Below are 26,408 nucleotides of genomic sequence, written 5' to 3'. Positions count from 1 at the left end.
TGTCAATACTTGACATAGCAAAGTAGCTAGCCTATAATAAATTCGTACCTACTTTGTATTGTAGAGTAGGCAACTAAATCATAGCGATTATGGAGTTATCTATGGAAGAATCACAATTATTAAAAGGAATTTTAGAAAGTTGCATTCTCGCAATCATTGCAAAAGGCGAAACCTATGGATATGATATTCTGTCAACCTTAGAATCGAAAGGATTTGATAACATTGGTGAGGGTACTTTATATCCAGTCCTTACAAGACTTGAAAAAAAAGAGTACATTCTATGTCGTATAGGTAGTTCACCCTATGGTCCAAAGAGGAAATATTATACCATCACTGCTCTTGGGTCAAAGCAATTAGTTCAGGCAATTGAAAATTATAAGAAGATTACGCATACGGCAAATCTAATTCTTTTTGAGGAGGATACATGAGTTATTTAGATAGTATTGAATATAAAGAATCAAAGAAACAACTAGTCGGAGAATATAAGGATACCTTTCACCAGATTGAGTCTTTTTATCTTGCTTATGATGGTAAAAAATACGAGGCAATCCTCACCCTGAGTCTCATTATGGACAGTTTTTTAGAAGCCCAAGCAAGTAAGAAGCCAATTGAGAAGATTACAGGAGGCAATACGAAAAAATATGCCATCGAACTTTTGAATGCAGAATATGATAGACATCAAACAAAATATGATTTCATAAAAAGTATAGTTATGTATTTATTCATTATATTAATTGTTATAACCTATAAAACATTTATTATTCACCCATATGCAACTGATACTTTAACACAGAAAATGAACCACTTAACCTTTGGCATATGTGAATGTAGCTTAATCATCTATACTCTAATTTATACTAGTTTCAAGAAATTCTTAATTCAAATCTTTTATGATAAAAAATGGTTAGGCAAAGCTCTCTTGTCTTTGCCTTATATATGCTTAATGCTAATACTTAATAGATTTGGACGCGTTAGCTTAGAAGATAATACATCTCCGTTTAATATAGAATGGTTTACGATTCCTTTTCCATTATTCATCGTACTGTTTACATTAACTGCTGTAAGCTTAATTTTTCTATTAATTCTAGGCAAAAAATACGACAAACGAATCGAACTTCGCGAAGAGTTTGAACACTATCAATTAGCAGAAGTCACCTGTCTTACTTGCGGTAATGAATATGATTACGACTATCCTAAATGTCCATATTGTGGCAGTGTGAATGAAAGCGTTTAACACTCCTGATTTATATGATGGAGGTGGTAAATATAGAGTCAAATGTGAAATAAACCTATTTTACATATTGAATTTAGGCTAGTATGAATAATACTTTAGGAAAAGAGATTTCATCCGAAGATTACTATTCTTAAATAGAATGAGTCAAAATCCATATATGCTGCACACCATGTATAAGCATAAAAAGATTTTGACTCATAATTCAATACCGTAGACATTTACTTTAATTCATCTATTCTATTGATTTGAAAGATAATCAAAAGCAAAGTAGCAAACAAGCAGGACTAATAATACGTTTAATAAAGCATAAATCGAATTAATTATTACAAGCTTTTTGATAATAGATTCCTCCAATCTCTTTACATATCTGTATTTAAAGCCCATTCTTCATCAATATGATTAATCGGACTTACAAATCCTTGATCATTTCTTGTAAAATTATCATTACCTCTTTCCTATCTATATATACAAAATGGTATAGCTTATCATTTTGCTTTTATATATCTATCGAGTATTCTATTATTTCATCATCTTCTGTTTTGTTATTTACTATATATTCCATTTTACCATCTTATTAAGGATTCGTAAAGACTACTTCTTTAATTTATTGTTTGTTTTGTATATTTTTTTATATGTTATTATATATTTTTTGTCGTTTTTCACAAAATCATGTTTATTTTACTAATATTTAAAAACTCTAAAGGAAGAACGTTACATGGTCTTTCTATTTTCATAAATTATTCAATCGAAATGTATTCGATTCGATAAAATTGCTTTGATTGATTGGCGTGTTTGGCTCATCACTTCGTTCCCCAATTAAGATGGATACCTCTTCCGCTATATTTTCAGCAAAGAATTCATAACTCGCTGGTGGCAGGGCAAAGAAATAATTCTTCACTTCATTTTCCTTAAGTATTACCTTTTTACTCCACCATAACCTTCCTAAACCGTCTGCTGAATCTAGATTAAGAATACTGATATTCGCTTCGAATGCACGACTTGATTCATTATGAAGGATAAGAACTAAACTTTTCGTCTTCTCATTTCTTACAACTATTCCTGTTGTTAATGTTTCTTTTCTTTCGCTATCCAATTCTAATAGGTATTTTAGCCTTAGACTATTCCTCTCAAGGTGAGCTTTTAATATATTTATCGATTCTTTCATCTTACTTACATCATCAATTACTAATGTTGTTGTATAAGCGGTCTTTGTATCTCCCTCAGATTCTACACTAATTAAGTTCGTTACTTCTTGGAGTTCAATTGGGGATACCATAATATAGATTACTGTGCTCTCTAAAACCTCCAACATTCCAATACTGAACTCCAATACACCTTCCTTATAACTGTAACTTCCATTACCTACAGATGCAGCTAGAAATCTAGTATTTTCAGGTATATGATCAATTAGGGTAGCACCTGAAGATTTATCAGGTCCCATATTAGTTACTGTTATGGTATAAACTAATTGATTACCAATGTTCACAGTCTTCGGAGCATCTAAAATAAGTTCAAATGACAGAGTCTCTAGACGTAAAATAGCTACAAATCCTTTCATATAGCCACTAAAATTCGGTTGTATTGCATGAACTACTGGAAAATCTACTGAATTCGTTACACCCACAACATACACGGTTCCGTTATTATCAACTGCTATTCCAGTACCTGTATCATCTGTTGATCCACCCAAAATGGTTGAATACCGAAGTTTATTACCTGATGCATCCAATTTAGTAATAAAGGCATCATAATCTCCATTCAAATGATCCTCAATAGGATACCTCAGTGGAAAATCTACTGAATTCGTTGCACCAGTAATATAAACATTCCCCTGATTATCCACTGAAAGAGGTACTATGTTTTCTGAATACTGTTCCTCAACACCACTACCACCTAGATAAGTTGAGTAAATAAGCTCTTGGCCGTCCGCTCGTAACTTTGTTATAAATATATCGCTGCTTCCCTTTAGTACACTTTGAAATGGATTTTTTATTGGAAAATTAACCGAACTAGTCACTCCACACACATATGCCGTTCCATTCGTTTCAACAACGATTGCGGTTCCTGTATCATCAAGAACTCCACCAAGATAAGTTGAATAGATAATAGCTGATCCATCTGCTTCGAATTTGGTAATAAAGGCATCTCTAAGACCTTTTTGCTTTGACTGATATGGATTCTTAAGTGGAAAATCAATTGTCTGGGTATATCCTGTTACATAAGCATGATTCGTTCCATCGATAGCTATACCATATCCAACATCATTTACCTCATTATCATTAAACGGATCTCCATCATCTACTCCGCCAAGGTAAGTGGAATAGATTAACTGAGAACCAGTATTATTTATTTTGCTAACAAAAGCATAAGTTCCATTCTTATCTCCTAAGTATCCTAAGTATGGATTCTGTAGTGGAAAATTGGTTGATTTGGTTTCACCTGTTATATAAGCGTTGCCTTCTTCATCCACTGTGATACCCCAGCCACGATCATCATTGTCACCACCAAGATAGGTAGAATAACTATAATGACCTAAAGAATCTAATTTAATAACAAATGCATCAAACAAATCACCTTTTGTCTCTTGGAATGCCCCTTGCGTTATAGGAAAATCATTGGAACTAGTTGTTCCTGTGACATAGATATTGCCCTTGTTATCTAAAGCAATTGCATTCGGATCATCATCCGATACTCCTCCAATGATGGTTGTAAAGAGTTCTATTTGTCCATCACTGCTTAGCTTGGTTACAAAACCATCTATACTGCCATTGTTTATATCATAGTAATTTCCCATGATACAAAGTTCCTTATTTTCATTTATTTTAATATTCTTTAGTATCTCTACTAAGTTCTCACCATAGTAGGAGGAATAGACAAGAACAGGATCAATATTCATTTTACAATTCTTTTTATATTCACCAAAAGTAAATGCTACATACTTTTCATCTACGATATGATAGGAACATAAAACCTCTACTTTACTTTCATAGCACTCTTGATATACATAAGGTTTCATAAATCGAAGGGCGCCTGCTTCTGAATCAATGACTAGATTTCCATCACCATCTATGTTATATTTCTTTGCACCTGATAAGGAAAATGCTATCAAAGTAGGATCTGCTTCTTCACTTAAGATAAAATTGAATTCTAATTCTCCTTTATTTCCAAAGAATTCAATATCTATACCAGGATACATATTCTCATATCTAATTTTCTTAAAAGTAGCAGCCCCTTCTACCCATTTCTCTTTTTTACTTCCAATATAATAATTCACCCTACCAGGTAACTGTTCTTCTCCAACGATCTCTGGATTCGAATTAGCATCATGGAACTTCATCTCTAAAATAGTTGTTAAATAAGAATCCTCTTTTCGATAACTCATTGCATAAGTAACTTTATTTGGCGCAAAAAATGCAGTGTATCCCATGTTTCTTAGCATATATTTAGCTTCATATTCATATTGTCCACGATATTCTTCAAATCGGAAGGGAATATGTTTTAATAATTGTGTAGTTCTTTCATTCCTATTCACCTAAACATCCTCCATTAACTTTAGGAATCTATTAATATAATATTATATGAGGATATCTTGTGAACGGAACAGAAGCATCATTGCATTAATGATTCAACTAGAATAGGAACTTTTCTGATCTTAATCGATGATACACTTCTTCTATAACCTTTTTCTCTTCTTCAATTCCACTTGCTTCAAAAGTTACAGATATTCGAATATAGCTTCCAACATCATCCCATGGGACCGTACTAATTTGTTTTTCACGAATTAAATATTGACTAAATTCCTCAGCATTTCGAAATATCTTTCCCCCTAGGATTCCCTTAGGCACTCTCACATACAGATAAAAGGAAGCTTTTGGCTTCATCACGGTAAAGCCAAGCTGATTCAATACCTTGATTAACATTTCATGTCTTCTAGAATACTTCCTTGCAATCTCTTCTGTAATTTTTGGATGTTCTAGTGCGTATTTTCCTGCTAATTGTATTGCCTTAAATTGACCAGAATCATTATTCTCTTTTACCGCACCAAATGCTTTTATCACTAGTTCATTACCAACAAGAAAACCTAACCTCCATCCTGTCATGTTATAAGCTTTACTTAAGGAATGTATCTCAACACCAACTTCTTTTGCACCTTCTACACTTAGAAAACTAAATGGCTTTTCTCCATCAAATGTAAGTGCTGCATATGCTGCATCCTGTACCACAATAATATGATTTTCCTTAGCGAGACTGATTACCTTTTTATAAAAATCATAGGTAGCTGATGCACCTGTCGGATTATTTGGATAGTTGATATATAATAATTTCGCTTTTTCCAAAATCTCTTTTGGTATAGTTTCAAGGTCTGGCAAGAAATTATTTTCTTCTAATAATGGCAGTCGATATACCGTTCCACCTAACCATTCCGTCATAGTTGCTAGAATCGGATACCCTGGAACTGTAACTAATGCAATGTCACCTGGATTGATAAATGCTTGTGGAATCATCGCAAGAGCTGGTTTAGAACCAATGGTGTGAATCACTTCGGATTCAGCATTTATGCCTTGAACTCCATACACACTTTTCATATAATCAGCTGCAGCTATCTTAAAAGAATCAATTCCATTATCTGCATACCCTCTATTCTCCCATACTCCTGCTTCCTCTTTTAATACATTAATAATTTTCTCATCCGCCATATCGTCTGGTTCTCCAATTCCCAAATCTATAAACTTTCTATCTGGAAATTCTTTGATTGCCTCTCTCTTAGCTCTTTTAATTTTCTCAAATTTATAGATCACAGTTTCTTTTCCGAATCGATTACCACCAATTCGTTCCGCGAACATTGATTGTATATAATTATTTGCGTTCATGTTAATTCTCCCTTATTGACAAATTTATTTTCTTTATGATGTTATGATTCGAGAGTCAAAAGCCTTCCTTAACCTAAATTGTGTATATTGATGTATAATTATTAATTATGGCGTAGTCCGGCCGAAAGTATCGTTTATATTTTGTCAAGACTCAAAGTTAAAATAGGAACTTTAGTGAGTATTTTAACTTGTTCTGAGGCTTGTAAAAAATATGATGCTAGAGGGAAAGGTAGCCAAAATTCATAATTATACAGCTATATACACTTAGTAAACTAAAATAAGGCTTTTGACCCTCGAATCATGTTATGTTATTTCCCATCTCTATGATGTATGTGTTTCTTATACTACGATGATATGTGTCTTTCCATCTATTGACTTATTATATACACAGAATTATAATCTGTATAACGAATTATTCAAATAGTCATGATTCGTTTTTTCGATAATTGTGATTCATTGTGATAAGAATGTTCTATTTAATCACTGATTGTATTTTGTTGTATAATGGCATCCTCATCATTATTAGTGACTTACACAATTATAATCTCAACAATAGAATGGATAGAAATGGAGTAAAAATGGATACTCAAACTTTAAAAACTTTCTTGGTATTATCTAAACTTAAGAATTTTACATTAACCGCAGAACACCTTTTTGTAGCTCAGTCGACGGTTACCAATCGTATAGCAGAACTTGAAAAAGAATTGGGTAAGTCACTTTTTCATCGCCAGAGAAAAAACTTAACTCTTACAGAAGAAGGGCTAGTATTTTACCAATATGCAAATAGAATACTCGAGCTAGAAGAATCTGCTCTTCATGATATCAATTCCTCAGCTTTTTATAGAAATAGCATTCGCATTGGTACGACTAATACCATATATGAATGTCACCTCTTTCCAAAGATGAAAGCTTTCCTAGATTCCCATGAGGATACTTCAGTGAAATTATTCTTCGGTCATTCCCTTGAATTGATTGAGATGTTACAGGATCATCTTCTTGATGTTGTCTTCTCATATCTTCCTTTGAAGAAAACGGGATTTCACTGTACCTCTTTTATTTCTGACGAGCTTCTTCTTGTAACATCGCCAAGGAATACAGCTTACGCAAAAGGTATCCTAAAAAGTGATTTGACTAAGATTAATTACCTCTTCTGTAACTTTGCGTTACAAGAGGTCGGACAATTTATTCGTGAGTTGTTTCCTCCCTATTACCAATTTTCCTTTGAGATTGATAATAGTACTAAGTTAATACCATATCTTCTTACTGGTACTGGATACAGTTTTCTTCCACGAAGTCTTGTTAAACCATATCTTACTAGTGGCGAATTCATAACAATTCCCATTCTTGATTTTAGTACACCAGTCATCAATAGTTATCAGATACAAAGGGATGATAAGTCTAGTAAATCCTTGTGGAATATTTGATGTAAAAAAAGCTTAGAGCTAAGCACTTGTGATCAATCACGAAAGCCTAGCTCTAAACTTAATTTAATTATATATTTGTATTTTCTAACTATTCTACTATTATTTTCTTCAATTGTACCTACTCTTTTTATTATTATTCCTTGGAAAGGTAACCTGACTTAATCCCAATAATGTAATAATACTAAATATAAAAAGTAATATATATTTCACTATGTTCATTTCATCATAATAGTGAATGGACACTAAATATTTAACCACAAATCCATGTAAGATATAGATGCTAAGTGTATTTCCTCCTAATGAAGTCAATCCATTCTTCTCTTTCGGTATTAATCGAAAGATAGAAAATAGCATTATCGTTTGAATAAGCATCAATACCAATCGATACAAGATTCCTCTATCCCACGTAACATGAAGTGCTTGATAGGAATCCGCACAATACAGCCAGTTAAGATTAAACTTATTTCCATATAGCATTAGTACTAGAATTACTAGTGAAAGAAAACCTAGCGCTATCTCTTTTCCTTTTATCGTTAATCTGGTATCGAATCCTTTCACTTTAAAATAGTATCCTAACATGAAATAAGGAAAGAACACAATAATTCTAGATAAACTATACTCCCAAGAGATATTTTCATTTAAACCAGCGAGTAAACTGGCAAGAACACTAAAGATTAATATATATTCTAATTTAACTTTTAGATTTACCAAGATTCTTATTGCAATATTCCAGCAAAACATTGCGAAAAGATACCAGTAGATATATGCTGGTTGCAACAATGTATATTCATAGGCAGTTAAGCCAATGAACTTAGTATACCAAATAAAAATTAACTGAATTACAATATAAGAAAGTAGAAATCTGAATGTAATCTTTTTTATGGTACTTATCTTTAAATCAGTCTTAGAAAAGTAACCTGATATAAAGATAAATGCAGGCATGTGAAATAAATAAAGGAACATAAATATCATTTTAGTTTCTTCACTTTTATTAATCGTAGGCTCAATAAAATGCCCAGTTACAACGAATAACATTAAGATTAGTTTTGCATTATCAAAGTAATAATCTCTTTGTTTTGATAGATTCACAGTAATTTGCTCCTTAGTATTTTATTCCTTAATTTTTAACACCATGATTTATGCTAGGTCACTGAAAAAGTCCCTTATTGTAGTTTCCTCTTGAATATCACTGTATAAATATGCGTGCTGTATTTTTGTTAAAGAAGTATAAGAGAATCTAAATGAAGAAAGAATCCTTCAAACATAATCAGATGGAGCGAACTCGCTGGAAAGCGCTCAGACAGCACTCCTTCTGATTATTGAATGATTCCTTTCTTCATTAAGATTTTCTAATACCCTTTAAAACAAAAATACAGCGCACATATTTATACAGTAATATTCATTATACTTTTTGAAAGGGACTTTATCAGTGACCTCGTATTATGCTGCTAGATCTCTATGATTATAATACCAAGCACCTACAGTTATGCTTATGATCATAACGATAAAACCGATTCCTAATAATTTCATATCAATGCCACTCTCTGTTAATACATCTGCTGCATTCGCATAGTAGAATGGAGTCACGTATTTTGCAAACTTTAGTTGGTCAAGAATTCTTGACATTATATCAAGGAAATATAGCAACAAGGCTACTCCTAACCCAAGTCCAAGATTCACTTTCTTCATAAATGCTGAAAATAAGATACAAATGGTAGCCACTTCAACATGCATGAAAAATTGAGCTAGATGAAAGAAAAATAACTTTTTTATCTGAAGATCTGCATCAATGATTACAAAAGATAGCACTCCAAAAAGTAAGTTAATAATATCAAATGCTAAGATAAGAAGAATGACTGCTGCAACTTTTTGAAGCACAACATTTACACGGCTAAATGGTAACGTAAATAAAAATTCAGATGTATGGCCTGCTTCTTCTTTGGATAGGATACCAGATCCGATAATAGCTGCAAATAATGCCCCACCTAAAGTAAAGATTGATCCAATCTCAGCACCATAGAATCCGATTGGTTCTGCCATACTTAATCGATCCATCCCAAAAGCTTGGGTAATAGCTCCCATACTTGCATATGCATCCATTGCATTATTTAATGCATCTTGTAGGCTTGGATACATTAGCATAAAGCCAAAGTCCATACCAGCGATAATAATTGTCCATATAAGAAAAGTTTTTATATTTAATTTCAATTCATGTTTTAATATCATCTAGTTCTCCTCTCTGTCGCTATCGGCGACATACAAATCAGGGAGTGTGAAACACTTTATTTCACACTCTACTCAGTCTTTTCATAATAATGCATAAATGTCTCATCCAATGAAGGTTCCTCAATAATAACATCGGTAATCTCCATGTTACTTAATGTTGTGAGTAACAATTTTATACTACCTTGATACATAAAGTGAACAGTATCATTCTCTGAATGGAGCATTTTAATACCTGGTATTGAAGGCTCTTCATGAATCCCCTTAACAATTACTTTTTTAGTATTCGTCTTCGTTAGATTACTAACCGAATCCATAGCAATTAACTTACCTTCTTTGATAATTGCTGCATGATTGCAATAATTTTGAATCTCTGATAGGACATGAGAAGATAAGAATATCGTAGCTCCACTTTTGTTTACCTCACTTAGCAAACTAAAAAATTCTTTCTGCATTAGAGGATCAAGTCCAGAGGTTGGTTCATCGAAAATATATAAATCAGGCTTATGTTGCATCGCACATACGATGCTAATTTTTTTTCGATTACCAAGTGAGAGTTCCTCAATTCGTTTATTAACATCCACTTTTAATCTTTCACATAATTCACTTGCTTTTTCACTACAATCCATTCTGTATGCATTCGCTGCCATTTGAATAACTTCACTCACTCGCATTCTAGGATAGAACATCGCCTCAGATGGCATATATCCAATATTTCTTAGAATCTCAACTTTTTCACTCTCAATGTTCTTATTAAAAATACGTATCGTTCCTGAATTTTTCTGAATTAAACCTAGCATTGAACGTATCGTAGTAGATTTACCAGCTCCATTCGGGCCAATAAATCCATAGAAATCCCCCTTTTCTACATTCAAACTAATTCCAGATACCCCTCTTGCTTTCTTATAAGTTTTCACTAAATTTTCTATCTCAATTGCATTTTCCATAGTTCTACCATGCCTTTCTATGATAATTTTGTTATGAATTCACTCTCTACATGACCTGCTCATAAATATCCCTGGTAATTTGTACAAAATACCTAGATACTACTGCTAACATGATTAGAGTACCAAATGCCTTTTTCAGTCTAAATTGTGTATATTGATGTATAATTATTAATTTGGGCGTAGTCCGGCTGAAAACATTGCTTATATTTTGTCAAGACTCAAAGTTAAAATAGGAACGTGAGTGAGTATTTTAGCTTGTTATGAGGCTTGTAAAAAATATAATAAGTTTATATATAAACTTTTTGAAGGTAAGGTAACCAAAATTCATAATTATGCAGCGATATACACTCAGCAAACTAAAATATGGCTTTTAAACACTCAAATCCCTAATCTCTATTTGCTTCCTTCCATATGATGCTTGAAATTCTCTAATTGCTCATTTAACTCCTTAGTATCATACTTCTTACCTAATTTAAATAATATCCAAACCGTAACATAGGAAGCAATTAATAAAATATAAGTTGCAATACTTGCCCAAATAGGCATTCCTTTAAACCAGCCTCCAAGTTCACTCGTAATTAGAACTACGATAATAGAAATAATACTAATAATTGTTCCCCTAACAATGAAACTTTTAGTAGTATATTCTTTGTCAGAGTTTAGTAATATCTGTTGTAATGTTGAGAGTGCGTAATTTGTAAGGAACATTTCCAACATAATAAGAATACTAACTTCATGCACTCCCGAAATTATCTCAATAATACAATACCAAAAGAGCATTCCAGTAAAATATCCACATGCAATAAATTCATTCTTTAGCTCCCAATTACTCCACCTAATTAGTCTTTTCATAACTTTGAAGCCTCCTTTAAGATTGCTCTCAACTGTTTTGCATAGTGCCTAGATATTATAATGTGCTCCTCATTCGATAATAGCGCATCGATTCGGTTTCCCAATTCGCTTTTTAGGCTCTTAATCGCATGGATATTCAACACCATTGATTTAGAACACCGAAAATATCCTATCTCAGAACACGAAGCTTCTATTTCATTTAATGTATATGTAGTCTTATATACTTGATCTTTTGCATATATAAATACTGCACCGTCAACACTTTCACAATATAATACTTCATTAATATCAATAACATGCTCTTTACCATCTGCAAATCCAAGTAATTTCTTCTTCTGCATATCGATTAACGAAATGATTCTATGTACCTTATCATCTACCTGATTACACTTTATAATGATCTCAGGTTCTGATCCATATGCATCACTTTGATCAATTCTTATTCTCATGTGCTTTATATGCTCCTATTCATTACCATTCTTTATATATACTATACTAACAGATAAATTGCAATTCATTCTATAATAAGATGCATTTTATTGGAGTTAAGTTGCACTTTTATATATGTAAAAGAAAAAAGAATCATTCAAATTATCACCAAAAGCAATTATCCCATTTTTCTACGAGTTCACTTCTTCTAATGATATTCTGAATGATTCTTTTTTATAATTCTATCATAATTTATATTGCTTTTCTTAATTCAAAGACTCTACTATAATCACAATGTCTTAATCGATTAATATATAATCCCCTACGCATAAAATACTTTTGAAAATCATTTGATAAAAATTGATCAAATCCTTTTGGTTCAAATAATTTAATAATAGAAAATTTAAGTTTTTGAATCCATCTCTGTGGCTCTTCCCATTCTACCACAATAATTTTTCCTTGTGGCTTTAGAACCCTTTTAGCTTCATCTAATATATCAGTTGCAACATCATCTGAGACCTCATGTAATACCAGAGATATGAGAACTACATCAAAGGTATTCGCTTTAAATTTGGTTTCCGTTGCATCCATAACAAAAGTCTTTAAATTATTAGACGTATTTCCTTCTTTTTTCTCTTTTAATATATGTAACATCTCTTTGGAAAGATCGATTCCATAAATTGAAGTATTTCTTTTATATTCTGATATCAGAAGACTATTGCTTCCTGTTCCAGTACATACATCAAGAATTTTAATACTATCATTAGGAATTACATTCAAGATTGCTTGCCTTGGACTTCTCTCTTTTTTATTAAAATAAATATAATCTAATATATCATAAAATTTTGATATTACACGGTAGTTGTTTATCATATATCTCATTCCTTCCTAGATAAAAACTTAACATAGTTAAATTGGGCTATACCAAACTTTATTAGCTTAGGTTACTTTATTATAAATTCATTTCATTTCCAATGCAATGTTTACTAAATTAAGATACTCTTGCAATTGACTGAAGAGTTCTTAATATAAAATGTATAACTATTAATTTATCTTAATATTTGGTTCTGGTGTCAGAAAACTTATTATTAGTTTACCGAGTGTATATTAAGAATGACTTTATTATATAAACGCGCCGAACGAAGTGAGTGTGCATCTGCCGGAGGCTGTCGAATTCCCATGCCACTTTTATATTCGTAGTAGCGCCAAAAACTTGGCATGGGAATTTGACACAATAACCATATTGTATTGCAGAGATATAATAATCTCTTTTACTACTTATAAACTACTTTAAAATCTTCAAAAATAACAGGCATTTCCTCTGAGAACTCATATCCTAATTCTTCACCTTCTGCTTGAAAGAATTTAATATGGCCTTCTCTCCATGATTCTAATGTGTCATCTTCACCTTCACGCTTACAAATATCATATGTAATCTCTTTAAATGGAAGTGTAGTTACTGCAACTGTTTCAATCACACATTTGGGATTGCCATCCCAATCTGTAATTATACTAAAATCTCCGACAGCTGGTAGCTTATTCTCTTCTGTTTGAAATGCAAATAGACTACTTGCAGTGGCACTTTTTTGTCCAATAAGAACCAGTCTTAATAATTCATTCGCCAAATATTCATTTAATTCAAAATGAAATGCTTCAAGATACGTAGTATCCGCTGGCTTTTTTGTTTCTAATAAAAACTCACTCCAAAACTTATCAATTTTTACTTGTTGTTCCTTCGTATACATATTTTTTTAATCCTTTCGATAATTATCTTAAGCAAAATTAATTCAATTGTAAAATCTTTGAAAGTCTATAGTTTTTAAATATGATTCGTTTTTGAAATAGCTAGATTCTATAGAAAACCACCAGATTTCATTCATTTGAAACTGGTGGCTTTATTCTTTATATTAGGTTCATTTGATTTGCCCGACAAATGACCTATCATAATCTAGCCTGGCAATTTGCGCAAAACAGAAAAGCGAATGCGCCTTTGAACATGTATTAGAAGATCTTGTTCTTAGATCATTTCGTGTTATATGCTAGGACAGATCTGTATGAGTAGTCGGGCAACTCATTAATTTATTTTTATATATAATCAAAACTAATTACGCCGCTTTTAAAAATAAGCTAATTACATACTCATTATTTTTCATTTCTCTATTCGTAATATTTTCCTGCTTTTTAATAGTTGTTTGAAACCACAATTCTTCTGCTGCAACTAATAGATGAGCAAGAATAATACCAATGTCAATATTTTTAGCTTCATGATATGTCCTTGCATGAAACGTCTCTTTTTTACTAAATAAATGGATTCTGTTATCATAAATGACAAAACGAAAAGGTTGCATAGTGCGATTTGCAGTAGAATAACTTGCAATCTTCATCAATGACTTCAAACTCATGTCAGGTTCGCATTTATAAATGCATATATCCTTCTCATCAATATGTTTTAATTTGCGAACATCTCGGTATATATTATCTTTTGCTTTTCCAAAAGCCATGATTAATCCCGAGTCATAATTTAATCCATCAACTAATTCCTTATTTATTTTTTTCTTTCCAATTAAATATGATCCAATTCCTTTGGTTGTTAGGTACAAAGAAATCTGTTCCATTAAATAAGCATTGTTCATTAAACTTAGATCATCGTTATCTGAGGCGATTACAAAATAATAGGGAGCTTTCACAGAGAATATACTTAGCAACTTGTTATCTGTATATGAATGATGTAATATTTTATATTGTACTTTATTATCTTCGGTCAACATCGATAAATGATTAGCAAAATTCAAAATATTATTCAACATCGTTTGCTCTAATTCATCCATATGGTAGTTTTTCACTGATTTCCTTACAAGTATAGCATCGTATAAGTTCATGTTTCTCACCCTTCTATTATAATATATTACGATTTTATTAACTTCTTAAGTTTTCTTAATATTCTCGTAATATTCTGTAACTTTATAGTATTCTCAATTTACTATTCGCATTTGATAGTTTACCACAGCTATAGTCAATTTAATGCACAATTAATAATCAAATCCAATAAACTTTTTTGTCTATTTTTTTATTATCCTCAAAGAAATCAGCATATTTTCCAGTTTCACTATTCCAAACATAGTCTTTACTATCCATTTATAACAAACCCTAATATATCCTCTATCATAAAATCATCGAATTAAATAAAAGTATGCGTTATTTTTCATAGTTCTTTCATCCTTTTTTACGAAATATTCTTTGTAATATTTCGTTCATACTTATTCTATTCCTCTGTTATATTAATGGTTAGGTTATCCATTCACACTTCTATAATAATACATTATATTGATTTTTCTGACCTTCTCTTACTGTACCATTTTTATTCTTATAGAATTTATAATAGAAAAAGATCTAAATTGAAAATCAATTTAGATCCTTATTCTTAAGCGTTTTTTTGTCCCGCTGTCTTCTTATAATACAATGGTGATATTCCGTAGTACTTTTTAAATAACTTACTAAAATGATATACATCTTCATATCCCACACTATTGGCTATACTCTTAACGCTACCACTTTCTGAATTAGCTAATATATCCTTGGCCTTTTCGAGCCTTATTTTAATCAAATAATTAATAGGTGATTCACCCGTTTCTTCTTTAAAAATCTTTGAAATGTACACTGGACTAAGATACATATTATGTGCTATCTTATCAAGAGATATCTTATTCGCGTAATTCTCATTCAAATAATTAATTATTCGCTTAACTGCATAACTTTTATTATAGGACTCAAAATTATAACTCTTCTGATCATCTTCTTCTACTTCAATTATTTCACGTAAAATAGTTAATAAAATTTGCATCAAGTGAGCTTTTAACATGAAGTATTTACCAACTTGTCCTGCATCATTTTCTGCAATCATTTCATAACAATGCCTTGATATTTCTTGTTTCGCAACTGAAGATGTATGTAAAACACATCCACCATCGTTTAGCATAATAGAATTCGGAGGCATATTTTTAAATTTAAAATCAGTGAATCCTGCGAAGAATTCAACAGTTGGTTCCTTTGGATTCACTAAGATGTTCTTGTGTTTCACACCTGGATTACACATAATGATGTCACCAGCTTCTACATCTACTGTGTCTCCATCTACTAAATACTTACCTTTTCCTGACAATATATAAGTAAGTTCTGTAAAATCATGATCATGATAATTACTTTCCTTTAACATTCTTTGTTTGCTCGCAAAAAATATAGTTGGATTAAAATCTCCATCTGTTATATCAAATTGCCATTGTTCCATTTCATTCACCTCTTATTCTAACTTACTATTACGAATTATAAATCTCTCTCATTATACCATCAAATTATATAATTAGAAAGTTTTTTGGGGTATTTTTTTCGTATTTTTTCATAAAAAACACTCAACAATGTTGGTATTTTCTGGTTTTCGTTAAATGTTTCGAAAAGAAATAATCTACATCATTTTAATAACATAGTACATTTTATTTCAATATATTATGTTTATAATGGAACATACGTAAAAAAGTAGTGTTATAAGGAGGACAACAACATGACAGCAATGCAATGGTTTTTTTCTTTCTTGAAAAAATACCGAATGAAGCTGATAATTGCATTATTTTTAGTAACCTGTACATCAGCACTCGCAATTGTAAACCCATATATATCGGGAATCATTGTTGATGATGTTATTAAAAAAGGCAACAGGAACTTGCTAGGGGAATTAATTATCTTGCTAATTTCTACTACTGTAATTCGTTCTGTATTAAGATATATTTATTTATATATCTTCGAAACATCTTCTCAAGGTATGCTCTATACCATGAGAGATCATGTGTACAGGCGATTATTACATCAAGATTTTAATTTTTACAACAAAAATCGTACCGGTGATTTAATGTCAAGACAAACTGGTGATATGGATGCAATTAGGCACTTTGTAGCTTATGTTATATATTCCATTTACGAGAACTCATTACTCTTTCTCTTTGCATTAATAATGATTTTTACCGTTGATTTTCGACTAGCATTATGTATGATTGCAGTTATGCCAATTACTGTTTTTATTACATACAAGCAACTTACCGCAATAAAACCAGCCTTCCATAAGATCAGACAGCAATTCTCTAGTTTGAATACCTTTGTTCAGGAGAACGTAAGCGGTAACCGCGTGGTAAAGGCATTTGCAAAAGAAGATTATGAGATTAGTAAATTTAATAAAGAAAACGATGCATATCGTGACTCTGAATTAAATGCCGCTGCCATTTGGAAAAAATATGTACCAATCTTTGAATTTTTATCAAGCTCTCTTACCTTTATTCTATATCTTGTCGGAGGTATCATGGTTATTAAAGGGTATATTACAATTGGTAAATTAGTAACCGTTAGTGGATACTTATGGATGCTTAATAACCCTCTTCGTATGGCAGGATGGCTTGCAAATGACTATCAACGTTTCGTTACAAGCGTTGAGAAAATCTACTCAACGATTAATATTGAACCAAATATTAAAGAACCTAAAAATGCAGTAGAGAAAAAGAAATTAAATGGTGAAGTTGAATTTCGTCATGTGTCCTATCTAGCTGATGATGATGTCATTTTAACAGATATTAATTTTAAGGTTAGTCCTGGGCAAACGGTTGGAATTATTGGGGCTACTGGCTCGGGAAAATCCACATTAATGAATCTACTCTGTAGGTTCTATGATGTTACTGATGGAGAGATCTTAATCGATGGAATTAATGTTAAAAACATGGACCTATATAGTCTAAGAGATAGTATTGGTATGGCTATGCAGGATGTATTCTTATTCTCAGATACGATTGAAGGTAACATTGCCTACGGTAAACCAAATTGTAGCTTTGAAGAAGTAAAAGCAGCTGCTAAGATTGCAAATGCAGATGAATTTATCATGGAGACTCAAGATGGTTATGATACTATCGTTGGAGAACGTGGAATGGGATTATCCGGTGGTCAAAAGCAAAGAATATCTCTTGCTCGTGCCTTACTCAAAGATCCTTCTATTGTTATCTTAGATGATACGACCTCTGCAGTAGATATGGAGACCGAATTCCAGATTCAAAATGAGTTAAATTCACTCTCCACTTCAAGAACTGTATTTTTAATTGCTCATAGAATCTCTTCAATTAAAGACGCTGATCTTATCTTAGTCGTTGATGATGGCAAGATTATTGAATCAGGAAATCATCAATCCCTAATCGATAAAAATGGTTATTATGCAACTGTATTTAACCATCAATATGGTGAATTCAATCAGATGAAGAATAGAAGACAAAAAGGAGGTACGAAGTAATGGCAAGAAATAAATATGATATCGATGAATCATTAGAAACAGAATTTAGTTTCGAGCAATTGAAACGACTTGGTACCTACATAAAACCTCATAGAAAAGAAATGATAATTACAATACTAATCATGATGCTATCCAGTGCTCTAGGTATGTTAACTCCTATTATATTGAAAAATATTATGGATGATTATATTCCTAATAAGAACATCAGAGGCGTTGTATTCATTAGTATCGCTTTACTAATTATCAATCTGGTTATAGTAATTAACCTACGGATCAAAATATCAATTACAACCAAGCTAGGTCAAAGTATTATTCATGAGATTCGAAGCGACATTTTTAATCATCTACAAGAGCTTCCCTTTTCCTATTATGATGACCGTCCACATGGTAAGATTCAAGTTCGTGTAGTTAATTATGTAAATAGTTTAAGTGATTTATTATCAAATGGTATTGTAAATACGATTACTGATTTGTTCAGTTTGATATTCATTGTTGCTTTTATGCTCTTTCTTAATATAAGGCTAACCCTTATCTGCCTATGCGGTTTACCACTACTTATGATCTTAATCTTTGTAATTAAGAAAAGACAAAGAGTTGCTTGGCAAATATCAAGTAATAAATCTTCGAATCTAAACGCTTATATTGCTGAAAGTATCAATGGAATTCGTGTTACACAAAGTTTTGTTCGTGAAAGAGAGAATATCGAAATCTTCAATAATTTAAGTAGTAACTATAGTTCCGCATGGATGAATGCAGTAAAATATAACTTTTTACTATGGCCTGCTATTGATAATATTTCAACTCTTACAACAGCAGCAATCTACGTACTAGGTGTTGCATGGATTGACCAAGGAATATCTAGTATAACAGTGGGTGTTCTAATTGCATTTACCGGTTACATCGGACGCTTCTGGGCACCAATTAATACGTTAGCAAGTTTTTATAACTCACTGCTAACTGCAATCTCCTACTTAGAAAGAATCTTTGAAACGATAGATGAACCTGTTCTTGTAAAAGATATCGAAGGTGCAACTACCATGCCTGATATTAAGGGAAAAGTTGAATTTAAGGATGTTACTTTTAGCTATGATGAAGATGCTATGATATTAAATGGAATCGATTTTACTGCTAATGTCGGTGAATCTTATGCAATTGTAGGTCCTACTGGAGCTGGTAAATCTACCATTATTAACCTAATCAGCCGATTCTATAATATAGATTCTGGTCAGATCCTAATTGATGGAGTTGATATTAATACAGTCACTATCAAATCTCTTCGTAAGCAAATGGGAGTTATGTTACAAGATAGTTTTATCTTCTCGGGTACCATCATGGATAATATTCGTTATGGAAATCGTGAAGCTAGTAATGAGGAAGTAATTCGCGCAGCGAAAACCGTATGTGCACATGACTTTATCATGGGACTTGAAAATGGATATGACACAGAAGTAAACGAACGAGGAAGTAGATTATCAGCTGGACAAAGACAATTAATATCATTTGCCAGAGCATTATTAGCAGATCCTAAGATTCTTATCCTTGATGAGGCTACTTCAAGTATCGATACAGAAACAGAAATTCTACTTCAAGAAGGATTGGCTAAATTACTTAAGAACCGAACTTCTTTTATCATCGCTCATAGATTATCAACGATTAAAAACTCCTCATGTATTATGTACATAGATGGAGGACAGATTATGGAAATGGGAACTCATGATGAGTTGATGGCTAAGAAAGGCTATTATCATGAATTATATATGTCACAGTATAGTTTCTTAAATGATGATGAAATTAAAGTAGAGGAGTCTATATTCTAGGATAATTATAGTAAAAAAGATGTTCCTAGCATATAAAACAATTTTGAGTCCGTTTTAAAAAGTATAATAAATACTCCTATATAAATATGCGTGCTGTATTATTTTAAAGAGTATTTAAAAATCTTAACAAAGAAGGAATCCTTCAATAATCAAAAGGAGTGTTGTCTCAACACTTTCAAGCGAGTTCGCCATGTGATTATGATTGAAGGATTCCTTCTTCATTTAACACTAAATTATTCCCGTAAACTTCTTTTAATCATCATTCAACCAATAGTTGAATTCACATATTGTAAAACTCAACAAATGATTTATTTTCATTTCCATTATCTATGTTACAATGATACTATCAAAAGACGGAGGAATGCATATGAATGAAAACCAAACACCCTTTCAACTATGTAAGAAAATCACAGAATTAAGAAAAGAAAATGGATACACCCAAGAAATGTTAGCTAATAAATTAGGGATTACTTATCAAGCTGTCTCTAAATGGGAGAATGAACTCTCCTATCCTGATATCACTTTACTCCCAATTATCGCTGATATATTTAGAGTAAGTTTGGACAAACTATTTGGCAAAGCAACAACTTCCATTACAGTTCCAGATGATAACAACACCAAATACTATTCCAACGAACTACCTTGGGAAGATGATGATACTTTACGTATAGTATTATTTCGAGGTAAACACTATATTCCAATTAAAAACTCTCATGAAATAGAGAAGATTAAAGATTTTAAATTTATCTACGAGGGTGATGCATTAAATATATCTAGCGATTTCTCTATAGAGTGTAGAAATTGTGATATTACAGGCAATGTAACGGCAGCTGCCAATGTTTCTTGTGGTGATGTGGAAGGTAATGTAGCTTCTGCTGGTAATGTAAATTGCGGTGATATCGATGGTAATGTTACATCAGGCGGTGCTGTAAATTGTGGAGATATAGATGGTAATGTTTCAGCTGGTTCAAGTATCTCATGTGCTGATATAGATGGTAGCGTTGAATCTGGTAATAGCATCACTTGCGCTGATATTGATGGCGATGTAATAGCTAGCGGTAATATTTCATGTGGAGATATTAATGGCAATGTAGAATGCCAAGGTACTATAAAATGTAGTTCTTTTTAAACTTCAAAATGGAGTACCACAATGTGAACCTTTCCCGTCAATAGACAATTGAAAAAAGTATATATTTTATCAGTTGTCTACTTGACGGGGAGTTCATATGTGACACTCCATTATATATTTCAGTATATAAATACCTACTATATTATATAAATATGATTATTTAGTAAGTTCTAAGAATTCATCAATTAACTTACCAAAAGATTGCAAGCTCTTTCTAAAGAATTCTGGATTTTCCAAATCAATTCCTGCTTCCTTAGCAGCATCTTCAACTGTACTTACTGTTGTAGCCTTTAATAGCGCTTGATATTTAGGAAGGAAAGTTTCTCCTTCTTCCATATATTTTTCATATAGTCCTCTTGCAAATAGACCACCAAATGCATAAGGGAAATTATAAAAACTTAATGCTTCTGAGTAATAATGACTCTTATTAACCCACATATATGGATGTAAGAATTCTGAATCAAGTCCGTCGCCATATGCCTCTTTTTGAGCATCTAGCATCATTTGTTCAAGAGAATCTGCGAATAGGAATTCCGTTTTAGATTTTTCAAAAACAGCACTTTCAAATAAGAATCTTGAATAGATGTCACAGATAATCTGTGTTGTATCTTGTAGCTGACTTTCTATCAACGCAATCTTTTCTTTATCAGAAGCTTCTTTAATTGCAGCATTCATTACTACTGTTTCATTAAAAGTAGATGCTGTCTCCGCTACTGGCATGCTATATTCCCAATTCAGAGGGCGATGTGTCTCAATCATCTTACCATGATATGCATGACCTAACTCATGTGCTAATGTTACTACGTCACTAAGTGAACCATCAAAATTAGTAAGTACACGACTTTGTTTTACAAAAGACATATTAGCACAGAATGCGCCACCAACTTTACCCTTTTTAGGATAGAAGTCAATCCATTCATTATCAAATGCTTCTTTCATCAAATCTGCAATATCTTGGCTAAATGAACTGAAATGATTTAATAAATAATCTCTTGCTTCTTCAGTAGTAAACTTTCTATCACTTTCACCTATTGGAGCAAATAATTCAAACCATGGAAGACCATTTTTATATCCAAGAAGTTCTGCTTTTCTTCTAAGATATAAGTGGAATTTAGGCATATATTCCTTCATCGCTTCTAACAATGCATTTAAAGTTTCTTTCTTCATTTTTGATAGCTTTAATGTCATTGCAAGAGGTGATTCATATCCTCTAAGTTCAGAAATCGTATTTACTTGAACCTTAATATTATTTAAGGAAAAGCTTATCGCATCTTTAATTTTATTATAAGCCTTTAATTCGGCTTCATAAGCAGCTTTACGCACATTCTTATCTTTGTTATATGCTAAATTACGGATTTCTGGTAGTGTTACTATTTTACCATCGTAATCTACTTCAAGAGTTGAAGTTAAAAAGCTTTGCATATTATTCCAAGAAGCTCCTGCAGATAAATTTAGCTTTGATATTACTTCTTCAACATCATCACTTAGTAAATATTTTGAGTTCTCCTTTATTTCTTTTAAGAAGAATTCATATTCTTTTAAAAATGCATTTTTTTCAATGATCTCTTCCAAATTGTCATAGGAAGCAATGTATTTATTGATCATTGCATTTGCCTTTGATACTGAACTATTCAACTTTAGAATTGCACTTATTTGACTTACTGCATCATTATCTGTAGTATTTGTCGCTTGTCTTAATTCAGCATAAGAATAAAGCTTTGTGATTAATAGAGAAAACTCTTCCATTTTCTCAATAATAAGAATAAGAGTCTCTTCATTTTTAGCTTTATCTGCTAAACTATTACTTAATGTATTCATCTCACTTGCTAGATCTTCAAATCGTTTGAAATCATTTATATATTTTTCATCTTTAAAATCTTTATATAGAATATCTAGTGACCATTCTCTATTCATAATACTCCTTCTGCCATATCGATGGCTTTGCAATTTTTTAATAGACTCAACTGTATTGTTTTTGTTGTTTTGTTGTTATAGTTTTTTACTACCAGGGATATCAATTGTAATATACACTCAGCCAATTAAAATAAGCCTTTTGTCCCAACATTATGATTATGATTTTCTTGACAAATGATTTGTTTCAAAACCTAGCCTGGCAATTTGTACAAAACAGAAAAAGCGAATGTGCCTTTGAATATGTATTAGAAGTTCTTGTTCTCAGATCATTTTGTGTTATATGCAATGACAGATCTGTCTGAGCGAAGCGAGTTATCTGTCATTGCATATGCATTACACAAAATGAACTGAGAACTAGAACTTCTTATACATATTCAATGAAGCATGAGTTTTTCTGTTTTGTGCAAATTGCCTAGACTACCTCCCCAAACATGTCATTTATAGGTCTAATCATCAAAAACATCATTATAATACAATAGAATGCCCAAAACTGGGCATTCTATTATTTGGATATAACCTATCACGATAATTAACGAAAGAAAAAGAACCATACAGATCCAATCATAATTGCAAATATTATTAAAGCAATTGGAAGTATTACAATAACACCAGCTATCATCATAGCCAATAAATCATGCTTTTCAAGTTCAAGACCATCTTCTGTATAATCTTCTTCTTTCAATGCATTCTTATTTTTATTACGAACTTTTTCTAGTGCTCTTCTAAATTTCCCTTCAAATATCATAAGGTTTCTCCTTTATCTATTACTTGTTTTCGCCTAATTTGTGGTGACATGCAACAAAATGTCCTGGCGCAACTTCTTCAAATGCAGGTGTTTTTTGTTTACAAATATCAGTACAATAACGGCAACGAGTATGGAATTTACAACCACTTGGTGGCTTAATTGGACTTGGAATATCTCCTTCAAGTAGTACTACTTCCTTCTTCACATCAATATCCGTTGTTGGGATAACAGAAAGTAATGCTTCTGTATATGGATGCTTTGTATTAGCAAATAATTCTTCTGTAGTAGCAAGTTCTACTAAGTTACCTAAATACATAACACCGATTCTGTCACTAATATATTTAATAACACTTAAATCATGTGATATGAATAAATATGTTAGATTTTCTTTTTCCTTCAAATCAAGTAGTAAGTTTACAACCTGAGATTGGATAGAAACATCAAGGGCAGATACTGCTTCATCACAAACAACAAATTTTGGCTTTAATGCTAAAGAACGTGCAATACCAATACGTTGTCTTTGTCCACCAGAAAATTGGTGAGGATAACGATGAATGAAGTATGGTGCTAAACCACAATCTTCCATTACTTTCATAATGTACTCTTGCATTTCTTGACCATTTTTATCAAAATATTTATGAGTTAGTAGACCTTCTCCAATGATTTGACCTACTGACATACGTGGATCTAATGAAGAATATGGATCCTGGAAGATAATTTGAAGATCTTTTCTTAGGTATCTCATTTCTTCATATTTTAATCTTGTTAGATTAATACCATTGTCTAAATATTCTTCGTATTTAGCGAAATCTTTATTCGATGCATATTTTTTCTTTAAGTTATCAATATTAGATTTAATTGCATCTAACTCTTTTTGTTCAGTCTTAATCTTAGCTTCTAGATCAGCAACTTTTGAGCTATTTGATCCTTTTCCACCCGTAGAAATCTTAACATCATTTAACTCTTGATTTAGCTTAAATAATCTAACTGATACATTATATTTTTTTAATAGTTCAGATGATACTTCCTGTAAATTATCAGCTACATATAAACCACCAATTAATTGTACAATATCCAAGAATAAATCATGTGCTTCTTTCTTTGCTTTGTCTAACTTAGGCTCAAAAAGTCTCTTTTGTTCAGGGTCTGAGATGTTATTATATTCTTCTTGTACCTTTGTTTCTTTTTCATATAGTTTATCTAAATGTTCACGTTTTGATACAAGATTCTTTAAGATATCTTCTACATACTTTGGAGCTAACTCATCAATAGTACGACCATGATACATGGTACGTCCGTCAGTTTGATGATAAAGTTGAAGTAATACACGACCGAATGTTGATTTACCACAACCACTTTCTCCAACAAGACCAACAGTTTCGCCTTCATAGATATCTAATGAGATACCGTCATTTGCTTTAACATATAATTGCTCTTTTTGAAACATTTTTGTTTTCTTTATTGGAAAGTATTGCTTTAAGTCTTCTATATGAATTAATACTTTTTTATCATTATTTTTTGCCATCTGATCTTACCCCTTTCTCAGGATAGAAGCATCGTATCACATGATTTTCTTCAATCGATACTAATTCTGGCTCTTCTTCCCTACATTTATCTGTTGCATATTTACATCTAGGAGCAAATTTACAACCTTTTGGTAAATCAAGTGGATGAGGAACTGCGCCTGGAATTGCTTCTAGACGTACTCCTGCAGGCGTATCAAGTCTTGGTATTGAGAACATTAATCCTTCTGTATAAGGATGTGAGTATGAGTTCTTACCAAAGATTGTACGAACTGGAGCTTTTTCTACTACCTGACCGCAATACATAACTGCTACATCATCCGCCATTTCATTAATAACACCTAAATCATGTGTAATGAAAAGGATTGAAGTTCCTCTTTCTTTCTTAAGTTCATTCATAAGCTTAAGAATCTGCGCTTGAATTGTAACATCAAGAGCAGTTGTTGGTTCATCAGCGATTAAGAGCTTAGGTTGACAGGCAAGTGCCATAGCTATCATAACACGTTGTCTCATACCACCTGATAGTTGATGTGGATATTGCTTAGCAACACTTTCAGGATTCGGTATCTTAACAGAACGTAACATTTCTACTGCTTGCTTTCTTGCTTCCTTTTTACTCATTTTTTGATGGACCATAAAAGGTTCACTTAATTGTCTTTCAATTGTAAAGATTGGATTCAAACTTGTCATTGGTTCTTGGAAGATAACTGAGATATCGTTTCCACGAATCTTACACATATCATTTCCTTTAACATCAGCTAAATCTCTACCATTAAATATGATACTACCGCTATCAATACGACCATTTCCATCTAATAATTTTAAGATACTCATAGCAGATACACTCTTTCCACTACCACTTTCTCCAACAATTCCTAATGTTTTTCCTTCATCTACCGAATAGGAAACGCCATTTACCGCTTTAACAGTTCCCTTTTTTGTTTCAAAAAAGGTATGTAAATCATTTATCTCTAATAATGCCAT

The 26,408-nt window shown here is 32.0% G+C and carries 21 protein-coding genes; 6 read left to right on the top strand and 15 right to left on the bottom strand.

Annotated features, from left to right (window positions below; translation table 11 throughout):
- The first annotated feature begins 101 nt into the window (after positions 1 to 101).
- Positions 102 to 428: a PadR family transcriptional regulator gene (locus bsdtb5_RS07620; protein ID WP_271715434.1), complete on the top strand. Its 327-nt coding sequence runs from the start codon at positions 102 to 104 to the stop codon at positions 426 to 428.
- The gene (locus bsdtb5_RS07615; protein WP_271715433.1) at positions 425 to 1,234 is read left to right on the top strand and encodes a hypothetical protein; all 810 of its coding nucleotides are present in this window, start codon (positions 425 to 427) and stop codon (positions 1,232 to 1,234) included. The genes bsdtb5_RS07620 and bsdtb5_RS07615 overlap by 4 nt, the downstream gene beginning before the upstream one ends.
- 730 nt (positions 1,235 to 1,964) lie before the next feature.
- On the opposite strand, the gene bsdtb5_RS07610 is transcribed toward bsdtb5_RS07615, so the two are convergent.
- Entirely contained in the window at positions 1,965 to 4,766 is a 2,802-nt protein-coding gene (locus bsdtb5_RS07610) for a DUF7948 domain-containing protein (RefSeq protein ID WP_271715432.1), read from the bottom strand.
- Between the two features lie 97 nt (positions 4,767 to 4,863).
- Positions 4,864 to 6,105, bottom strand: a complete 1,242-nt coding sequence (locus bsdtb5_RS07605) for an LL-diaminopimelate aminotransferase (protein WP_271715431.1) — start codon at positions 6,103 to 6,105, stop codon at positions 4,864 to 4,866.
- Between the two features lie 578 nt (positions 6,106 to 6,683).
- Here bsdtb5_RS07605 and bsdtb5_RS07600 point away from each other — a divergent pair.
- On the top strand, positions 6,684 to 7,529 hold the full coding sequence (locus bsdtb5_RS07600; RefSeq protein WP_271715430.1) for a LysR family transcriptional regulator: 846 nt from the start codon (positions 6,684 to 6,686) through the stop codon (positions 7,527 to 7,529).
- A gap of 108 nt (positions 7,530 to 7,637) precedes the next feature.
- Here the strand turns inward: bsdtb5_RS07600 and bsdtb5_RS07595 are convergent, their stop codons facing one another.
- The 9 genes from bsdtb5_RS07595 to bsdtb5_RS07555 all read right to left on the bottom strand — a co-directional run bounded on the left by bsdtb5_RS07595 (position 7,638) and on the right by bsdtb5_RS07555 (position 16,265).
- Complete coding sequence (locus bsdtb5_RS07595) at positions 7,638 to 8,618, bottom strand: acyltransferase family protein (protein ID WP_271715429.1); 981 nt, start codon at positions 8,616 to 8,618, stop codon at positions 7,638 to 7,640.
- Positions 8,619 to 8,969: 351 nt separating this feature from the next.
- Positions 8,970 to 9,755 (bottom strand): ABC transporter permease subunit, encoded by a 786-nt coding sequence (locus tag bsdtb5_RS07590; RefSeq protein ID WP_271715428.1) that lies wholly within the window; start codon positions 9,753 to 9,755, stop codon positions 8,970 to 8,972.
- A gap of 68 nt (positions 9,756 to 9,823) precedes the next feature.
- Positions 9,824 to 10,699 (bottom strand): ABC transporter ATP-binding protein, encoded by an 876-nt coding sequence (locus bsdtb5_RS07585; protein WP_271715427.1) that lies wholly within the window; start codon positions 10,697 to 10,699, stop codon positions 9,824 to 9,826.
- A 393-nt stretch (positions 10,700 to 11,092) separates the two neighbouring features.
- The gene (locus bsdtb5_RS07580; RefSeq protein ID WP_271715426.1) at positions 11,093 to 11,551 is read right to left on the bottom strand and encodes a DUF3021 family protein; all 459 of its coding nucleotides are present in this window, start codon (positions 11,549 to 11,551) and stop codon (positions 11,093 to 11,095) included.
- Complete coding sequence (locus bsdtb5_RS07575; protein WP_271715425.1) at positions 11,548 to 12,000, bottom strand: LytTR family DNA-binding domain-containing protein; 453 nt, start codon at positions 11,998 to 12,000, stop codon at positions 11,548 to 11,550. The genes bsdtb5_RS07580 and bsdtb5_RS07575 overlap by 4 nt, the downstream gene beginning before the upstream one ends.
- Before the next feature lie 232 nt (positions 12,001 to 12,232).
- On the bottom strand, positions 12,233 to 12,853 hold the full coding sequence (locus tag bsdtb5_RS07570; protein WP_271715424.1) for a class I SAM-dependent methyltransferase: 621 nt from the start codon (positions 12,851 to 12,853) through the stop codon (positions 12,233 to 12,235).
- 401 nt (positions 12,854 to 13,254) lie between these two features.
- A complete protein-coding gene (locus bsdtb5_RS07565; RefSeq protein ID WP_271715423.1) occupies positions 13,255 to 13,725 on the bottom strand; it encodes an ASCH domain-containing protein in 471 nt (156 codons plus the stop codon).
- A 360-nt stretch (positions 13,726 to 14,085) separates the two neighbouring features.
- The gene (locus bsdtb5_RS07560) at positions 14,086 to 14,859 is read right to left on the bottom strand and encodes a nitroreductase family protein (protein WP_271715422.1); all 774 of its coding nucleotides are present in this window, start codon (positions 14,857 to 14,859) and stop codon (positions 14,086 to 14,088) included.
- 542 nt (positions 14,860 to 15,401) lie between these two features.
- Complete coding sequence (locus bsdtb5_RS07555; RefSeq protein ID WP_271715421.1) at positions 15,402 to 16,265, bottom strand: AraC family transcriptional regulator; 864 nt, start codon at positions 16,263 to 16,265, stop codon at positions 15,402 to 15,404.
- A gap of 270 nt (positions 16,266 to 16,535) precedes the next feature.
- Between bsdtb5_RS07555 and bsdtb5_RS07550 the strand changes: the two genes are divergently transcribed.
- The 3 genes from bsdtb5_RS07550 (at position 16,536) to bsdtb5_RS07540 (ending at position 21,242) form a co-directional block, all read left to right on the top strand.
- Positions 16,536 to 18,296: an ABC transporter ATP-binding protein gene (locus tag bsdtb5_RS07550; protein ID WP_271715420.1), complete on the top strand. Its 1,761-nt coding sequence runs from the start codon at positions 16,536 to 16,538 to the stop codon at positions 18,294 to 18,296.
- Positions 18,296 to 20,113, top strand: a complete 1,818-nt coding sequence (locus bsdtb5_RS07545; RefSeq protein WP_271715419.1) for an ABC transporter ATP-binding protein — start codon at positions 18,296 to 18,298, stop codon at positions 20,111 to 20,113. Before bsdtb5_RS07550 ends, bsdtb5_RS07545 begins: the two co-directional genes overlap by 1 nt.
- A gap of 367 nt (positions 20,114 to 20,480) precedes the next feature.
- Positions 20,481 to 21,242, top strand: a complete 762-nt coding sequence (locus bsdtb5_RS07540) for a helix-turn-helix domain-containing protein (RefSeq protein ID WP_271715418.1) — start codon at positions 20,481 to 20,483, stop codon at positions 21,240 to 21,242.
- Between the two features lie 156 nt (positions 21,243 to 21,398).
- Here the strand turns inward: bsdtb5_RS07540 and bsdtb5_RS07535 are convergent, their stop codons facing one another.
- From bsdtb5_RS07535 to bsdtb5_RS07515, 4 genes are all read right to left on the bottom strand, one after another.
- Positions 21,399 to 23,156, bottom strand: coding sequence for a M3 family oligoendopeptidase (locus tag bsdtb5_RS07535; protein ID WP_271715417.1), 1,758 nt, complete (start codon positions 23,154 to 23,156; stop codon positions 21,399 to 21,401).
- Positions 23,157 to 23,685: 529 nt separating this feature from the next.
- Positions 23,686 to 23,901: a hypothetical protein gene (locus bsdtb5_RS07530; RefSeq protein ID WP_271715416.1), complete on the bottom strand. Its 216-nt coding sequence runs from the start codon at positions 23,899 to 23,901 to the stop codon at positions 23,686 to 23,688.
- Between the two features lie 19 nt (positions 23,902 to 23,920).
- On the bottom strand, positions 23,921 to 25,426 hold the full coding sequence (locus tag bsdtb5_RS21780) for an oligopeptide/dipeptide ABC transporter ATP-binding protein (RefSeq protein ID WP_330611967.1): 1,506 nt from the start codon (positions 25,424 to 25,426) through the stop codon (positions 23,921 to 23,923).
- On the bottom strand, positions 25,413 to 26,408 hold the full coding sequence (locus bsdtb5_RS07515; RefSeq protein ID WP_271715415.1) for an ABC transporter ATP-binding protein: 996 nt from the start codon (positions 26,406 to 26,408) through the stop codon (positions 25,413 to 25,415). Before bsdtb5_RS07515 ends, bsdtb5_RS21780 begins: the two co-directional genes overlap by 14 nt.

This window comes from Anaeromicropila herbilytica (genome assembly GCF_016591975.1).
Taxonomy (GTDB): Bacteria; Bacillota; Clostridia; order Lachnospirales; family Lachnospiraceae; genus Anaeromicropila; species Anaeromicropila herbilytica.
This window is presented reverse-complemented; position numbering and strand designations above follow the sequence as displayed.

Bases quoted from the DNA above. Each gene is read 5' to 3' on its own strand.
- bsdtb5_RS07620 (WP_271715434.1), top strand. From the start codon at position 102: ATGGAAGAATCACAATTATTAAAAGGAATTTTAGAAAGTTGCATTCTC.
- bsdtb5_RS07615 (WP_271715433.1), top strand. From the start codon at position 425: ATGAGTTATTTAGATAGTATTGAATATAAAGAATCAAAGAAACAACTA.
- bsdtb5_RS07605 (WP_271715431.1), bottom strand. From the start codon at position 6,105: ATGAACGCAAATAATTATATACAATCAATGTTCGCGGAACGAATTGGT.
- bsdtb5_RS07600 (WP_271715430.1), top strand. From the start codon at position 6,684: ATGGATACTCAAACTTTAAAAACTTTCTTGGTATTATCTAAACTTAAG.
- bsdtb5_RS07590 (WP_271715428.1), bottom strand. From the start codon at position 9,755: ATGATATTAAAACATGAATTGAAATTAAATATAAAAACTTTTCTTATA.
- bsdtb5_RS07585 (WP_271715427.1), bottom strand. From the start codon at position 10,699: ATGGAAAATGCAATTGAGATAGAAAATTTAGTGAAAACTTATAAGAAA.
- bsdtb5_RS07580 (WP_271715426.1), bottom strand. From the start codon at position 11,551: ATGAAAAGACTAATTAGGTGGAGTAATTGGGAGCTAAAGAATGAATTT.
- bsdtb5_RS07575 (WP_271715425.1), bottom strand. From the start codon at position 12,000: ATGAGAATAAGAATTGATCAAAGTGATGCATATGGATCAGAACCTGAG.
- bsdtb5_RS07570 (WP_271715424.1), bottom strand. From the start codon at position 12,853: ATGATAAACAACTACCGTGTAATATCAAAATTTTATGATATATTAGAT.
- bsdtb5_RS07565 (WP_271715423.1), bottom strand. From the start codon at position 13,725: ATGTATACGAAGGAACAACAAGTAAAAATTGATAAGTTTTGGAGTGAG.
- bsdtb5_RS07560 (WP_271715422.1), bottom strand. From the start codon at position 14,859: ATGAACTTATACGATGCTATACTTGTAAGGAAATCAGTGAAAAACTAC.
- bsdtb5_RS07555 (WP_271715421.1), bottom strand. From the start codon at position 16,265: ATGGAACAATGGCAATTTGATATAACAGATGGAGATTTTAATCCAACT.
- bsdtb5_RS07550 (WP_271715420.1), top strand. From the start codon at position 16,536: ATGACAGCAATGCAATGGTTTTTTTCTTTCTTGAAAAAATACCGAATG.
- bsdtb5_RS07545 (WP_271715419.1), top strand. From the start codon at position 18,296: ATGGCAAGAAATAAATATGATATCGATGAATCATTAGAAACAGAATTT.
- bsdtb5_RS07540 (WP_271715418.1), top strand. From the start codon at position 20,481: ATGAATGAAAACCAAACACCCTTTCAACTATGTAAGAAAATCACAGAA.
- bsdtb5_RS07535 (WP_271715417.1), bottom strand. From the start codon at position 23,156: ATGAATAGAGAATGGTCACTAGATATTCTATATAAAGATTTTAAAGAT.
- bsdtb5_RS07530 (WP_271715416.1), bottom strand. From the start codon at position 23,901: ATGATATTTGAAGGGAAATTTAGAAGAGCACTAGAAAAAGTTCGTAAT.
- bsdtb5_RS21780 (WP_330611967.1), bottom strand. From the start codon at position 25,426: ATGGCAAAAAATAATGATAAAAAAGTATTAATTCATATAGAAGACTTA.
- bsdtb5_RS07515 (WP_271715415.1), bottom strand. From the start codon at position 26,408: ATGGCATTATTAGAGATAAATGATTTACATACCTTTTTTGAAACAAAA.